At 47.0% G+C, this 14,987-nt stretch carries 11 protein-coding genes; 3 read left to right on the plus strand and 8 right to left on the minus strand.

What is annotated here, in order from left to right:
• Positions 1 to 443: 443 nt before the first annotated feature.
• From WH46_RS06450 to WH46_RS06460, 3 genes are all read right to left on the minus strand, one after another.
• Entirely contained in the window at positions 444 to 743 is a 300-nt protein-coding gene (locus WH46_RS06450; protein WP_046226160.1) for a putative quinol monooxygenase, read from the minus strand.
• Between the two features lie 165 nt (positions 744 to 908).
• Positions 909 to 2,180, minus strand: a complete 1,272-nt coding sequence (ilvA, locus tag WH46_RS06455; RefSeq protein ID WP_017814575.1) for a threonine ammonia-lyase IlvA — start codon at positions 2,178 to 2,180, stop codon at positions 909 to 911.
• A gap of 1,179 nt (positions 2,181 to 3,359) precedes the next feature.
• A complete protein-coding gene (locus WH46_RS06460) occupies positions 3,360 to 4,157 on the minus strand; it encodes a DeoR/GlpR family DNA-binding transcription regulator (protein ID WP_017814577.1) in 798 nt (265 codons plus the stop codon).
• 561 nt (positions 4,158 to 4,718) lie between these two features.
• On the opposite strand from WH46_RS06460, the gene WH46_RS06465 reads away from it, so the two are divergent.
• Positions 4,719 to 5,696 (plus strand): iron-hydroxamate ABC transporter substrate-binding protein, encoded by a 978-nt coding sequence (locus WH46_RS06465; protein WP_046226161.1) that lies wholly within the window; start codon positions 4,719 to 4,721, stop codon positions 5,694 to 5,696.
• A gap of 313 nt (positions 5,697 to 6,009) precedes the next feature.
• Here the strand turns inward: WH46_RS06465 and WH46_RS06470 are convergent, their stop codons facing one another.
• The gene (locus WH46_RS06470) at positions 6,010 to 6,933 is read right to left on the minus strand and encodes a nucleoside hydrolase (protein WP_082208329.1); all 924 of its coding nucleotides are present in this window, start codon (positions 6,931 to 6,933) and stop codon (positions 6,010 to 6,012) included.
• Positions 6,934 to 7,366: 433 nt separating this feature from the next.
• Between WH46_RS06470 and WH46_RS06475 the strand changes: the two genes are divergently transcribed.
• Together WH46_RS06475 and WH46_RS06480 are read left to right on the plus strand one after the other, a co-directional pair.
• Positions 7,367 to 8,827 (plus strand): amino acid ABC transporter substrate-binding protein/permease, encoded by a 1,461-nt coding sequence (locus WH46_RS06475; RefSeq protein ID WP_046226162.1) that lies wholly within the window; start codon positions 7,367 to 7,369, stop codon positions 8,825 to 8,827.
• On the plus strand, positions 8,796 to 9,548 hold the full coding sequence (locus WH46_RS06480) for an amino acid ABC transporter ATP-binding protein (RefSeq protein ID WP_407944401.1): 753 nt from the start codon (positions 8,796 to 8,798) through the stop codon (positions 9,546 to 9,548). Before WH46_RS06475 ends, WH46_RS06480 begins: the two co-directional genes overlap by 32 nt.
• Positions 9,549 to 9,843: 295 nt before the next feature.
• Here WH46_RS06480 and hxlB read toward each other — a convergent pair whose 3' ends face one another.
• From hxlB to WH46_RS24580, 4 genes are all read right to left on the minus strand, one after another.
• Positions 9,844 to 10,410, minus strand: a complete 567-nt coding sequence (gene hxlB, locus WH46_RS06485; protein ID WP_046226164.1) for a 6-phospho-3-hexuloisomerase — start codon at positions 10,408 to 10,410, stop codon at positions 9,844 to 9,846.
• Positions 10,403 to 11,230, minus strand: coding sequence for a 3-hexulose-6-phosphate synthase (gene hxlA / locus WH46_RS06490; RefSeq protein ID WP_082208331.1), 828 nt, complete (start codon positions 11,228 to 11,230; stop codon positions 10,403 to 10,405). Before hxlA ends, hxlB begins: the two co-directional genes overlap by 8 nt.
• 165 nt (positions 11,231 to 11,395) lie before the next feature.
• A complete protein-coding gene (locus WH46_RS06495; protein ID WP_052714142.1) occupies positions 11,396 to 12,757 on the minus strand; it encodes an MFS transporter in 1,362 nt (453 codons plus the stop codon).
• A gap of 1 nt (position 12,758) precedes the next feature.
• The gene (locus WH46_RS24580) at positions 12,759 to 14,642 is read right to left on the minus strand and encodes a PfkB family carbohydrate kinase (protein WP_082208332.1); all 1,884 of its coding nucleotides are present in this window, start codon (positions 14,640 to 14,642) and stop codon (positions 12,759 to 12,761) included.
• Positions 14,643 to 14,987 lie beyond the last annotated feature (345 nt).

The following is a 14,987-nucleotide window of genomic DNA, read 5'->3' on the forward strand; positions in this document are numbered from 1 at the left end:
ACAGCTTCGTTCATGACTTCCGGTTAATCGCTTGGAAAGAAACCTCTCCACGATGATAAATATATACATTGGATTCCGGCTGGTCGCCGAACGGATAAGCTGTGCTGTCTGTCTAATAGAATTAGCCAGAATGTTATAACTTTCGAGAAGGGCTGGATGTATTGATTTACCAAGCAACAGGAGAACTACAAGTACGAATAGGCAGCAATAAGAAGAATAATAAAAAGGTATAATCAACGGATTTAATCAATTTTCGCGAAGTTTCGACAAACTAACTTAGTGGATTATATCGGATGAAGAGCATGGATTATGTATACAAAAAACAAAAAAATATCCTCCTGTAACAGGAGGATATTGGTAAGAATATGCCGGTATACCAGCACGTTGGTATAATTGGTCAAAACAAGGGTAGCCATACGGCTCCCTGCTTCAGTTATGAACGATTAACCGCGTTTTACTTCGGTTCCTTCGAACACTTTTGCATCCAGTGGAGCAGCAGCAAATTCCTGCATATCTTTTACGAACTTCTGGAAATGTGCAGTTGCATTATGCTCTTGCATAGCAGCAGCATCTTTCCATTCTTCGACCATAGTGAACAGGTTATCCTGCTTCACATCGCGTTTGAGCACGTAGCTAATATTGCCTTCTTCCGCCTGGGAAGCTGTTACCAGTGCATCAATTTCGGTCAGGAACTGATCGACTTTCTCGGGTTTGATCAACATATTCGCATGAATAATGAACATAGGTATATCCTCCTCAGTAGTTATGAACTGTAATATGCTTACTTTACAAGTATACCCCAATATGAACAAAATCCCAAACCTATGCGATCTCGTCCTGTTACTTGGCTGATCCAGTGATTATCTGTGCGTAACGCCACCTATTCATTATGGAAGGTTGAATGGTGATCAGATCAACAGATTAAACAGATTCGGATCGCGGTTCAGCTCCACATACTGAATATTATGGCTATCCATACGCTCGATCAGCGCGCCATAATCATCCGGTGAACTCAGCTCGATACCGACAAGTGCCGGGCCATTCTCCTTGTTGTGCTTTTTGGTATATTCAAAACGGGCAATATCATCGTTGGGCCCAAGTACTTTTTCCAGGAATTCACGCAGAGCACCCGCGCGCTGCGGGAACTTGATCGTAAAGTAGTATTTCAGCCCTTCATAGATCAAGGAGCGTTCCTTGATCTCCTGCATACGATCGATATCATTGTTACCACCGCTAATGACGCAGACCACTGTCTTGCCCTTGATCTGCTCCCGGTACATATCCAGTGCAGCAACCGGCAGCGCGCCGGCAGGTTCGGCGACAATCGCATTCTCGTTATACATATCCAGAATCGCCGAGCAGGCTTTGCCTTCCGGTACCTTAACCACATCATCCAGCACTTCGCGGCAGATATCGTAGGTCATCTGTCCGACCCGTTTGACAGCTGCTCCGTCGATAAACTTGTCAATCTCATCAAGTGTAACGACTTCATTACGCGCAATCGCTTCGCTCATGGATGCAGCGCCCAGAGGCTCTACCCCGATAATGCGTGTCGATGGGCTGATCGTATGAATATATTTGCCGACACCAGCAGCCAGTCCGCCTCCGCCAATCGTAACAAATACAAAATCAGCCGGTGTATCCAGGCTCTCCATAATTTCCATTCCGATTGTTCCGTTACCCGCGATAATATGCGGATCATCGAATGGATGAATAAAGCTCATCCCCTGTTCTGTGGATACTTTCATCGCCTGGGCATAAGCATCGTCAAACGTATCGCCCACAAGAATAACCTCTACATTTTCGCCACCAAATTTTTTCACCATTTTCACCTTTTGATTCGGTGTGGTGCTTGGCATATAGACCTTGCCGCGTATATTCAGATGTCTGCAGGAAAAGGCAAATCCCTGCGCATGGTTGCCCGCACTGGCACATACAATGCCATTACTGAGCTCCTCATGGGAAAGACTGCGGATCCGGTTGTACGAGCCGCGAATTTTAAAAGAGCGTACCACCTGCATATCCTCACGCTTCAGGTAGATCTCACACCCGTATTTTTCCGATAGTGTCGCATCCCGCTGCAGCGGTGTACGCACAATAACATCTCTCAACACATGATGTGCACGTACGATATCTTCCATGCCTACAGTATGCGAATTGTATTCATCCGTTGCTTTCATTGATTCTCTCCTCACTCCAGACGCCTGAGTCTAATAGTTATCTGTTTGTTTATCGGTCTCACTATTGGTCATTTTTCTAAAGTACTCCTAACTTTATTCATTTTCAAGTATCTTTATGAAAATGGCAAACTTCTTTACAGGAGAGAGGCTGTATATTGGGGCGAAAGGAGCTGATTGGGTGTATAAGGAGCTATTTGAGTAAACAGGGTGCTCATTCAGTGGATAGAGAGCTGAAGCAGCAAATCATTCGTAAAAGGAGCGTACTTCCGTTCTCTGTTAAGGCCGCCTATGCCTGAATAACTGCTTGCACAAGAGGGAGCTACTCGAGAGAATAGGGTGCTGGAGCAGCAGACGCTTCGTAAAAGGATCGTACTTCCGCTCTCTGTTAAGATCATCTATCCTGAACAACTGCTTGCAGCAGTGGATAGACGATCTTAAAGGAGAGCTTCAGCACGATTCCTTTTCCTGCGCTCAGCGGAATGTATACCATTTGGTTTAAGACTAAAGATCAAGATTCAAGATTCAACACTTAACATCAACGGCAAAAATCTCGATCTTATTCGTTGAAATTTCTCTACTGTGTTTTTAGCTTATTCTCGTCCTGTTGATATTGCTTTTTCACCTTCTTTTTAGCTTTCACCTATCTCATTGCTTCCTTGCTTCCTTGCTTCCTTGCTTCCTTGCTTCCTTGCTTCCTTGCTTCCTTGCTTCCGCATTTTCGCCTCTTCAACCTGTCGCTGCAACCTTTAACCTATGTACCTTTACTTTCGCCATTCAAGTTGAATGCTTATTAGAGAATCGCACAACCAGACAGCGAGCGGTACAAATACTCCCTGCACAGAGCGCAGGAAAGGAGATAGGAGCAAAGGACGACATTTAAGCCTGGAGATCCCCCTTTACTCCATCCCATTCAGGATCTCCAGGCTTAACCGGAGGACGTGCTCCTATTCCTTTCCGGAGCGGATGCCACTCTATGCGTCCCATTCACACTTTATGTAAAACTAATCAACCTTTCCTTATCCAGAACAAACAGAACCCAAAACAAAATACAGCCTGTACCACCACATATTTCGCGTAGATCATTCATGCAGCAGCGGAAATGTATGCACAAAAAAAGGCTCCTCACAGGGAGCCTTCAACCAGTCCTCACATGAATGTGCGAGACAGTATAGAGTATGCCTAGTCTACAACGATTACCTGGACGCCCATTTCCTCCAGCTCGTGGATCGCTTCTTCCGGAAGCTGGTCATCGGTAATGAAGCGGTTAAGATCTTCCATGCCCATGAAGCGAACAAGGGATTTGCGGCGGAACTTGGAGCTGTCCGTCAGCAGGATCAGTTCATCGGAGATCTCGATGATTTTCTTCTTCAGCTGCACATGTGCTTCGGATGGCTCAGTCAGTCCACGGGTCAGATCAAAGCCGTGACAGGAAAACAGGAATTTGTCCACATGGTAGCTTTCTACCATTTTCTCTGCATGAATGCCTGTATTCGCCATGGAATCACGATCCAAATAACCACCGATCAGAATTACATTGATCTCGGTTTTGGGCACCAGTTCATTGGCAATCGCCAGGGAGTAAGTGAGTACGGTCAGCGGCCGGTTGGGCAGCTGCTTGACCAGATGCAGACAGGTAGTGCTCGCATCGAGTGCGATTACATCGCCGGGCTGGATCAGGGACAGTGCGTGTTCCACGATGGCTTTCTTCTCTTCTATGTTCTGGGTCTCCCGCTGGATCGCCGGAGATTCATATTGTTCACGGTTACGGTTAAATACGGCTCCTCCGTGGGTCCGTACAACAATTCCTTCCAGTTCCAGACGTTCCAGATCACGCCGGATCGTCTCTTCGGTTACATTAAAACGGCGGCTCAGCCCGGATACCCGGACGGTCCCCTCCGCTTCAAGGATACGCAGAGTTTCCATTTTGCGTTGTGCTGCGGATAATGCGTCTTGTCGCCTCGGATTTTTGCTGCTCATTGAGTACACCTGGCCTTACTATTATAAATTATCAATCTAATCTGCAAGCTTACTATCCATTTTACATCTATCATTTAGGTATTCGAACCTGTCGGACATCGATCATAAAATTAAATAACTGCTTATCGGTGCCAGTATATTGCACCTGCAGAAAGTCTAAGCTGCATCAGTCAAATTTTGCAGCGGAACAGGATGTAAACGCTTATTGTTTATCCTGTTAAATACCGTTCGTCTGCAAAATGTTCATATACTTCAATATACCGTATTTAGGGGTTAGTCACAATAAAAAAGGACTTATTCTCTTATTTAATCATTGGAAATCTCAATTTAGTGTTACTTTTTACATTTAATGTATTTTGTTGTTGATATCTCTTCTACAATCACTTGAATAATCACTACGATTTCGCCTGCCGGGTCTTCTCCATATTCATTAGTTTTATCCCATTTCCAGGATACCTCTTGTCTTTCTACATGAAAATGATTATCATTATCATAAAATAACACAATCTTACATACGGCCCTGTCTATTGAGACAGCGTCCCCATGAATCAGGAGGTCATTATGTTCAAGCACAAACCTACGCTGCTGCTCGCGCTGACACTGGCTCTGTCCGTTGTCATAACCGCATGCGGCGGAAGTTCTACAGGCAGTACAACTTCAGCTCCGAATAAGACGGACGAAGCTGCTGCTACAGCTCCAACTACTCGTGAATATGACACGGATAAAGGTAAAATCACCATTCCAACCAAGCCGCAGCGTATCGTCACCGATTATTATGGCGGCGAGCTGTTAACCGTGGATGCGAATGTGATCGGTGTCGAACCGACCGCGTTCAAGAATCCTTTTATCAAAGACAAACTTGCTGAACACAAAACAGTAGATGTGGGTACTCCGCTGAATATGGAGAAAATTCTGGAACTCAATCCGGATCTGATCGTCGTGATGTACGATGACAACTATGACGCCCTGTCCAAAATTGCACCAACCGTTCATATTCCATACGGTACCGCCAAAAATATTCGCGAAACGGTCAATTTGTTCGGGGATCTGACAGGCAATACCGAGCAAGCCAAACAGTTCCTCGCCGATTACGATAAAGAAGCTGCTGCCGGACGCGAGAAACTCAAAGGCGTCGTAGATGCCAATACCACAGTTGGGCTGTATGAACTGACTGACAAAAACGCCCTCTGGATCTTTGGCGATAACGCCGGACGCGGTGGTCAGAGCGTATATGATGCCCTGCAGCTGAAGATGCCTGCCAAGATCGCCAAAGATGCGCAGACGACCCAGCTGTCACTGGAAGCTCTGCCGGAATATGATGCAGATTATATGTTCCTGACCTTCTATGATCCCGAAGGCAAAAGCGAAGCATTGAACAAACTGAAAAAATCACCAGTCTGGAGTTCACTGCCGGCTGCCAAAAAGAATCATATTTTCTACAATGATTATGATACGTTTTACCGGTATGATCCTATCGCTACCAAAGCACAAATCCCGCTGTTTGTGGATATGATCCTGAACAGCCAGCCGGCAAAATAAAATCGGTTATGGCTACCTGAAGCAGCTATCTATTATATCTTGCTCAATCTGTACGCATATTCATCTGTATATAGTAATAATCTATTCCAGCATCCTGTAGGATATACGCAAATTTCTCAATATTTACTGACAAAACAAATAATAACGCCCTGATCGCAACTGGTCAGGGCGTTATTGATATCTAAGGGTGTACTGTTCTATGAATATACTGATGTATATCTGTGTTACTTTATAGATATGCGTCTTTACTGCGGCTGTTGCTCTGTGAAAACTGTTGCTTTAACAGTATTCAGTAAACACTTGCAGGACACAGTCAGATCACGCGGCTCAGGAAATGTTCCAGGAACCGATCTGCATCGACATCCAGTGCCACATCAATATGCGCAGCAGGTGTATCATGAATACCTGTGGTTTTGCCCAGACTATCCTGCTCTATGCACTCTACCTGTACTGCATAAGAGGCTGTACGGACAAAACTCGGATCAATCGCTACCCCTACAGCAAGTGGGTCATGCAGTGCACAGCCGCGTCCGCTTTTAACGACGCCTTTGTAGGCTTCCATATAGAAGTCGGTCATATCAGCCAGGAAAAGAGCCAGCTCGCTGTTGGTACGTCTCCATTCTTCCAGATGATCTGCAGTCAGCAGCGTACGCATCGTTACATCCAATCCGACCAGTGTGATCGGCATGCCCGAACCCAGTACCAGTGACGCGGCATCTGGATCGGAATAAATATTCGCTTCGGCAAAAGGTGTCACATTACCCGGTACGGTTACTGCTCCGCCCATAATGATCAGACGACCGATCTGCTGTACGATCTCCGGCTGCATCTGGATTGCACGGGCAATATTGGTCAGCGGCCCTACAGCAACTACAGTGACCTGACCGGGGTTCTGCTGGATCTGTTCAATAAGGAACTCGGCAGCCCCCTTGTTCTCCGGTTGACGCGTCGCAGGCTGACGGTACTGGTTGCCAATCCCATCCTCTCCATGAATATGACGGGCAAAAGGCTTCGTATAATCGCGGCTAAGTGGTTTGGCTTCGCCCGGATATACAGGAATCTCCTGATCCAGCTGTTCCAGCACAACAAGTGTATTACGTGTCGCCTCTTCAACGGAAATATTACCGAATACGGTAGTGATACCGAGCAGTTCCAACTCGGGAGAGTGTGCGGCATACGCCAGCGCGAGGGAATCGTCGATACCTGTATCCACATCGAGAATTACAAATTTCATCATTAATATTCTTCCCTTTCCTTCTGTTAACCGTTATGTACCTGCACATGACAGGGTATTATATCGTGGGCTGATCACTGTAAGCCGTTCATTATACAGTCTGTATCCGTATTACCCGGAGACCTGCTATGTTCTATCATAAGTCTGCTCGAGCACCACTGACAATACCCGATATCCTAAATTTTATATGTTTCAAACAGCAGCTCCGGCAGGTTATATGTCATGTCAGCTATTTAATTTCGCAAATATTACCCGTTCAAGCTTCACAGCACTATAGTCAATTAGTTAATTTTTTTGTAGAATAAGAAGACATGTGCTATAAGACATCAAATGTAACATGTGATGTGAAGGCAATATTACTCTCTGTTCAGTCAGAGGACTCTATCTGTGCGTCTGCAACCGACGTCTGATCAGAGTAACAGAAATGGAGGATTTTATGAAGAAATCTAGGTTTATGTGGTTATCCATGGCTTTCCTTCTTTTCTTCGCGGTATGTGCCGGCAACTTAAGCCAGACGGCCACTGCCCAAGCCGGAGAAGGCAAGACGTATCAAATTGCCACCGATATTACTTTTGCTCCTTTTGAGTTTCAAGATATCGATGGAAATTATGTAGGAATTGATATGGAGTTAATGCAGGCAATTGCCAAGAATCAAAACTTCAAGTATGAAATCAAACCTCTTGGATTTAATGCTGCTGTTCAGGCACTACAATCCAATCAGGTAGATGGCATGATTGCAGGAATGAGCATTACGGCTGAACGTAAAAAGGCATTTGATTTCTCTTCGCCTTATTTCGATTCTGGTATTGTAATGGCTGTCAAAAAAGACAATACAGATACAAAATCATATGAAGATTTGCGCGGCAAAAATGTAGCTGTCAAAATCGGTACTCAAGGATATGAGTTTGCAGACTCTATTAAAGATAAATATGGTTTTACTATCACACCTTTTGAAGATTCCGCTCAGGTATATGATGATGTGAAAACAGGCAACTCTGCTGCCTGCTTTGATGATTATCCCGTACTTGCATATGGTATCCAGCAAAATAATGGTCTTCGACTGGCAACTACTAAAAAAGAAGTCGGTAGTTCCTACGGCTTTGCTGTTAACAAAGGTAAAAATCCCGAACTGCTTGAGAAATTTAATGCAGGTCTAGCCAATCTTAAAGCAAATGGTGAATATGATTCCATCGTGAGCAAATATCTGGGCAACCCGGATGGATCAGCACCTGCTGCCACACAAACTTTAGGCCGCTGGGAATTAATTCAGAAGTCTCTGCCTTCTCTATTTGAAGGATTGCTGAAGACGATGATGTACACGATTATTTCCCTGTTCTTTGCTTTTATTATGGGTCTGATTTTTGGATTTATGAAGGTAAGTCATAGTAAAATTGCGCGTGGTATAGCCACAGTATATGTAGATATATTCCGCGGAATTCCGCTGCTTGTACTGGGGTTATTTATTTACTTGGGTATTCCAGGCATGTTTGGCTTCACCATGCCTCTGCCTGTAGCTGCTACGCTCGCTTTGAGTTTGAATGCTGGTGCATATGTAACAGAAATTATTCGTGGTGGTATCCAATCGATTGATCGCGGACAAATGGAAGCTGCACGTTCACTTGGTCTTCCGTATCGTACAGCTATGGTAAAAGTAATTATCCCTCAGGCGATCAAAGTGATGATCCCATCATTTATTAACCAATTGGTAATTACGCTTAAAGATACATCTATTATGTCTGCAATTGGTTTGGTCGAACTTACACAATCCGGTAAGATTGTTATTGCACGTACCCTAGCATCTGATATTTGGCTTGTTGTTGCTCTGATGTATCTGATTGTTATTACTATCTTGACCAAAGTCGCAGATGCTGTTGAAAGGAGAACACGCCGTGGGTAAAATTCAAGTCAATAATCTCAAAAAAAGTTATGGTTCCAATGAGGTCCTCAAAGATATCAATATGCAGGTTGGTGAAGGCGAAGTGGTCTGCGTTATCGGACCATCAGGCTCAGGTAAAAGCACCTTGCTTCGCTGTGTAAACAAGCTGGAAGAGATCACTGCGGGTCAGATTATCGTTGACGATTATGATATCAGCGACAACAAAACAGATATTAATAAAGTACGTGAAAACATCGGTATGGTGTTCCAACACTTTAATCTGTTTCCGCATATGAGTGTACTCAAAAATATTACATTTGCTCCAACAGAACTGAAAAAGCAGTCTCCAGCAGAAGCACGTAATTTGGGTCTGAAGCTGCTGGAACGCGTTGGACTGGCTGACAAAGCAGATGCATTCCCTGCAAGCCTGTCCGGTGGTCAGAAGCAACGTGTAGCGATTGCGCGCGCACTGGCAATGAACCCGGATGTGATGCTGTTTGACGAGCCTACCTCCGCGCTTGATCCGGAGATGGTCGGTGAAGTACTCGGCGTTATGAAAGACCTTGCCAGCGAAGGCATGACGATGATGATCGTTACCCACGAGATGGGCTTTGCCCGTGAAGTAGCTGACCGTGTTGTCTTTATGGACGGTGGTTATATCGTGGAAGAAGGCGAACCGGAGCAAGTATTCGGTAGTCCCAAGCACGAACGTACCATCAGCTTCCTGGAGAAAGTGCTGTAATTTCTTTTGTTATAGCCTATCTACTTTTTCATCCACTTATTCCTTTGGGGATATAGCAAAAAGCAGCTTCTGGAGAGAAATCTCCGGAAGCTGCTTTTTTCAGGTTCTAGGACGCTTCAGATAAGCGGATAGGCGGATCATATGCCGATCCGATATCATTTTTTACATTCATCACCTGTATCTGTATCTGTATCTGTATCTGTATCTGTATCTGTATCTGTATCTGTATCTGTATCTGTATCTGTATCTGTATCTGTAAAAAACTGTACTTCCCTTAGTGATCTTTTCTTAGCATTTATTCCACATTGCTGTGTTTGGCCAATGCTGTCCCATGCTCTACATGCTGCAGCTCTCCATAGCTCAGACAGACTGCATCGAGCAGAATATGCGTACACTGGTCGAACAGCGAGCCAAGCGGCTGAATGCTGGCTGCTTCGCCTTCCCGGCGGTATTTGGTAGCCGCCGGGATATGCAGCAGCTGATCTGCGAGCTGCCCAAGCGGCGATGACTCGTCGGTAGTTACCGCCACAATGGTGCAGCCCAGCTCTCGGGCTTTCTCTGCAGTCCATACGGCTGCCTTGGTCGTTCCCGAGCCGGATACGGCGATGAGGATATCGCCGGCTGCCAGCGCTGGCGTAACCGTCTCTCCAATCACGTACGAGTTAGCGCCCAGATGCATAAGCCGCATAGCAAATGATTTGGCCATAAAGCCGGAACGTCCTTCTCCGGTTACAAAGATACGGTTTCCTTTTGCCAGTGTGTCGGCCAGTCCGGTAACTGCCTCCTCCGGTACCCGGCTGACGACCTGCTGGATCTCCTCCAGAATACGCTGTGCTTTGGTCAATGATATAGAGTTAGACATGGTAAGCTCCTTTCTGCGTAGTTTGCATCACTTCGGTTATACGGCTGCGAATCTCCCGGGCAGCTGCGGCAGGATGGGCTGCTTGGGTAATGGCAGACCCTACGATCACAACTGCAGGTCGATCCTGCAAAATGGACGGCAGTGTATCCAGTGTAATTCCACCGGCTGCGGCAATCGACGGGTGGACTCTCCGCGTGGAATCGGGATCGATAGAATGAGTATCCTGCAGCTGTAGATCAGGCATAGATTTTCTACCTAGTGCCTGTCCATCATGCTCCTGCTGGTCCTTGCTCACATGCTTGCACAGTACCGCTTCGGTATAGCGCTGCAACTCTTCTGCCCGCTGCGGCGTGACATTGAGCAGATCGATCATAACGATGCCGCCATAGGATTTCGCGGTCTGCATACACAGATCCAGCGTAGCATCCGGTGCAGATGCCATCACAGTCGCTACATCAGCTCCAGCACGGAAGCAGAGTTCAAATTCGTATTTGGCGTTATCGTTGGTTTTGATATCCGCTACGATCACCTTATGGGGGAAAGCTTCTTTCATGCGGCGGACACTATCCATACCGAATTCCTTAATCAGGGAAGTACCGACTTCGATCCAGTCCACATCCTCCTGTACCTGCCCGGCCATATCGATGGCTTGCTCGATGGTCATCCGGTCCAGTGCCAGCTGGATACGTACGGGTGCTTCATCCAGCGTATGAACTGCGGATGGAGCGCCAGTATTTATATCGTTATTGACAGCGATATCCGTATGATGATGGATATCGCTATCATTCAGCTTTGGCTGACCAATGTCCTCACTATTCATTGCCTATTCCACCTCTCCTGTCACAGCGGTCTGCTCGCAGACCAACTGCCGTATGAATTGCACAACTATCCCTGTTTATGTTCTGTATGTGGCAGCTACTCTGAGCGCTGTATCCAGGTTGCGATCGACCTGATGAACGAGATTACACAGGTCCGGATGAAAGCGTTAGAGCTGAGTCGTTCTCACTTTATGCTTCCAGTTCTTTTTTCCATCGATATGAGGTCCGTTCGTTGTGGATCGCTTGCGATCCCTGCCTACCGTCAGCGTGAGAATCGCAGAGAGCAGCAGCGAACCCGCCATGAACATATACGAAGCATCGAATCCACCAGTCAGATCATTCAGATAACCGACAATATACGATCCGGCAAAAGAACCCAGTGCGCCAAGGCTGTTCACCAGCGCCATCGCTCCGCCGGCTACATTGCGCGGTAGCACTTCCGGTACAATAGCGAAAAACGGTCCATACGGTGCATACATTGCACCACCTGCGATCACCAGCAGGGTAAAGGAAATCCAGAAATGATTCGGTCCGACCAGATACGAACCGTAAAAAGCCAGTGCTCCAATCAGCAGAAACGGCCACACAAACCCTTTGCGAATCTGCATTTTATCCGAAAAGTAGGACGTGACCAGCATCAGAATGACAGCGAGCAGATATGGTACAGCCGATAACCATCCGGTCGATACCATATTCATATTCGGCGCCTTGGAGATAATCGATGGCAGCCACATAACGAATCCGTATACCCCGATACTCCAGAAGAAATACTGCAGACACAGCTTGATTACGGTCGGCGAACGGAATGCTTCACGGTAATTCTTCACCTGTTTCATACCGGCCTGCTCATTGTTCAGTTCAGTCTCCAGAGCAGCTTTCTCCGCTTCGGTCAGCCATTTGGCTTCGGATGGTTTGTCCTGCACCATTTTCCACCAGATAAAGGCCCAGATAATCGCAGGCATCCCTTCAATAATGAACATCCAGCGCCAGCCGACAGCCGATACCAGATAACCGGAGACAATCGACATCCATAATACGGTAGCCGGGTTACCGAGAATCAGAAACGTATTGGCACGGGAACGCTCCTTGTTCGTAAACCAGTGGGCGTTGAAGACCAGCATCGCCGGCATCACTGCGCTCTCTACTACCCCCAGAGCAAAACGGATCACGATCAGCACATGTACATTGGTTACCATACCGGTCGCCGCCGCAAGTCCACCCCACAGGATCAGAGACCAGAATACCAGCTTGCGGGCACTGCGTTTCTCTGCATAATGCGCACCAGGAATCTGGAAGAAGAAGTACCCGAGGAAGAACAGCGCCCCCAGGAGTGATGACATCGCCGCCGATATATTCAGATCATGCGCCATTCCGGATGCAGCACCAAAGCTGTAATTGGCACGATCCAGATAGGCCAGACTATACGTGATAAAAATAATCGGAATCAGACGCAGCCAGCGTGATGCCGGAAGCGGAGTTGCCTGCGGTACGGATGCACCATTAGCGCCGGTAGACGAATTACGTTTCATATCAATTCACTCCTTTCAGGGATGGGGACATAACCGATAAGACTGCAGGTACTTCTGTACGCTTGCCCTGCTCCATATAATGCTGCAGCTGTGCTTCCGCAGGATAACCTTCATGGTCACCAACCGACTGTACTGCCAGTGCTCCAATCGCACAGCCGCGGCTAACGAGCTCCTCGATTGGCAGACCTGCCAGCCATCCGCTAACGATGCCTACAGCAAATCCATCACCTGCTCCTACCGTATCGATCACTTCGGAGACTATGAATCCCGGTACGCTGCCAGATTGATCCTGGGTGTAATAGGCAGCGCCGGATGGTCCGAGCTTCACTACTACCAGCTTTACTCCAAGATCCAGATAGAACCGGGCGATCTGCTGCGGATCTCGGGAGCCGGTCAGAATCGCACCTTCCTCGATACCTGGCAGAACCACATCGGCATAAGCGGCAAATTCATTGATAACGCTTACCATCTGCTGCTGACTTTCCCATAGCTGCGGGCGCAGATTCGGGTCAAAGGAAATGGTTCGTCCCGCCTGCTTCATCTCCATAATAACGGCGCGGGCAAACTCACGATTGCTAGCTGACAGCGCAAGAGGAATACCAGTCATATGCAGATGGCGTGCCGAGGTAAAATATTCCCGGTCCATCTCGTCCCGGTTCATGCGGCTCGCTGCCGACCCTCTGCGGAAGTATTGCACCTCCGGATCACCCGATGTCACTTTTGACTTGAGCTGGAACCCGGTCGGATACCGCGCATCAGTCAGCACATGTGCCAGATTGACGCCTTCTTCTGCAAGCTTCTCACGGACAAAGCTGCCAAATACATCGCTGCCTACACGGCTTGCCCAGCCAGAACGCAAGCCCAGCCTGGCAAATCCGATCGCTGCATTGGCTTCTGCTCCTGCCAACCTGCGGCTGAATAGACTCACCTCATGCAGCGGTGCGGATTGTTCCGCTACAAACATCGTCATCGCTTCGCCAAATGTTACTACATCCAGATACGGATAATCTGCTTTATGCTCGCTCTGTACATGAATAGGCTGTCTTGATCGTGGCATTGATGTTCCTCCTTGTTGGTCAGCCAGCAGGCTGCAGTAATATGAGATCGCCGAATCGTCTGTCAATGTAAATTCTATCGCTCGATTCGCTGTCCGGGGCAGCTGACGAATCAGCTGTCTCCACACTGCCTCCTGTTCCTCTGGTAGCGGCAGGGTCGTATATTCATTCCCCTGTACGATCGAATGCTTGGCATGAATATAGGATACATAGGGCGACAGATCCGCTACTGTCTGCAGCGCTGCCTCTTCATAACCGGCATATAGCCAGTTACCTGTATCCCATGTCATCCGCACAGGCGGAATATGATCGATAAGCTGCCATTTCTCTATCTCCCGGAAAAAGGCAAGCAGCCGCTTTGGATCACCACCGTAAGTGGTTTGATCATTTTCGATCAACAGCTTAACGGTATGCCCTTTCTGCTGCTCACTTGTATTTAATGGTAAATAATACGCTTTCATAAATGATCCAAGTTGATCCAGCGGCGATAGCTCTGCCTCGTAATGTCCAAGTGAAAGCTTCACCTGATCGGCTCCAAGCTGATCGGCTTCGCTCAGTACCAGAGAGAGTACATCGATATCCAGCTGATGATCTGCCCGCCAGAGCTGCATCGGAACCGAGTAGACCGTCGTCTGCAGGCCTGCACTCTGTATCGCCTGCCTGCATTGCTGCAGCTGTTCTGCGATAGGATCGGTATGTGTGAACAGCTCTCTGCGGATCTCGATCCCCTCTGCTCCCAGCTTCGCAGTTCTGAATACTGCCTCTATCTGGGTCTGCTGTCCAGCGACCACTTCGCTAAATACCGATGCAGGAATGATGATTTGTCTCATAATGCATGCTCCTTCCTCTCTCCTTGGATCGCTATTCTTCTTACATCACTGTTTTCCTTAAATCACTGCCACTGCTTGTTAATGACAATTTGTCAGATGATCTGCTATATAAATCAATTATTATTTTGTACTTTATCGATTGTCGTTCTGCTATACATATAAACAGTTAATCGCTTACATAAACCGATTTAGTAAATCGATTTATAAACCCAGTATAAACCTGTCATTTTGCAAATACAACCTTTTTTTGAAAGCGTTATCTAATCTGGCTAAATAGTCTGTATGTAGTCGGCTTTCGTTGGGCACTCTACCGTATCATCCACTATTGGATGAACGAAAATGATT

This window comes from Paenibacillus dauci, from assembly GCF_000971985.1.
Taxonomy (GTDB): domain Bacteria; phylum Bacillota; class Bacilli; order Paenibacillales; family Paenibacillaceae; genus Saccharibacillus; species Saccharibacillus dauci.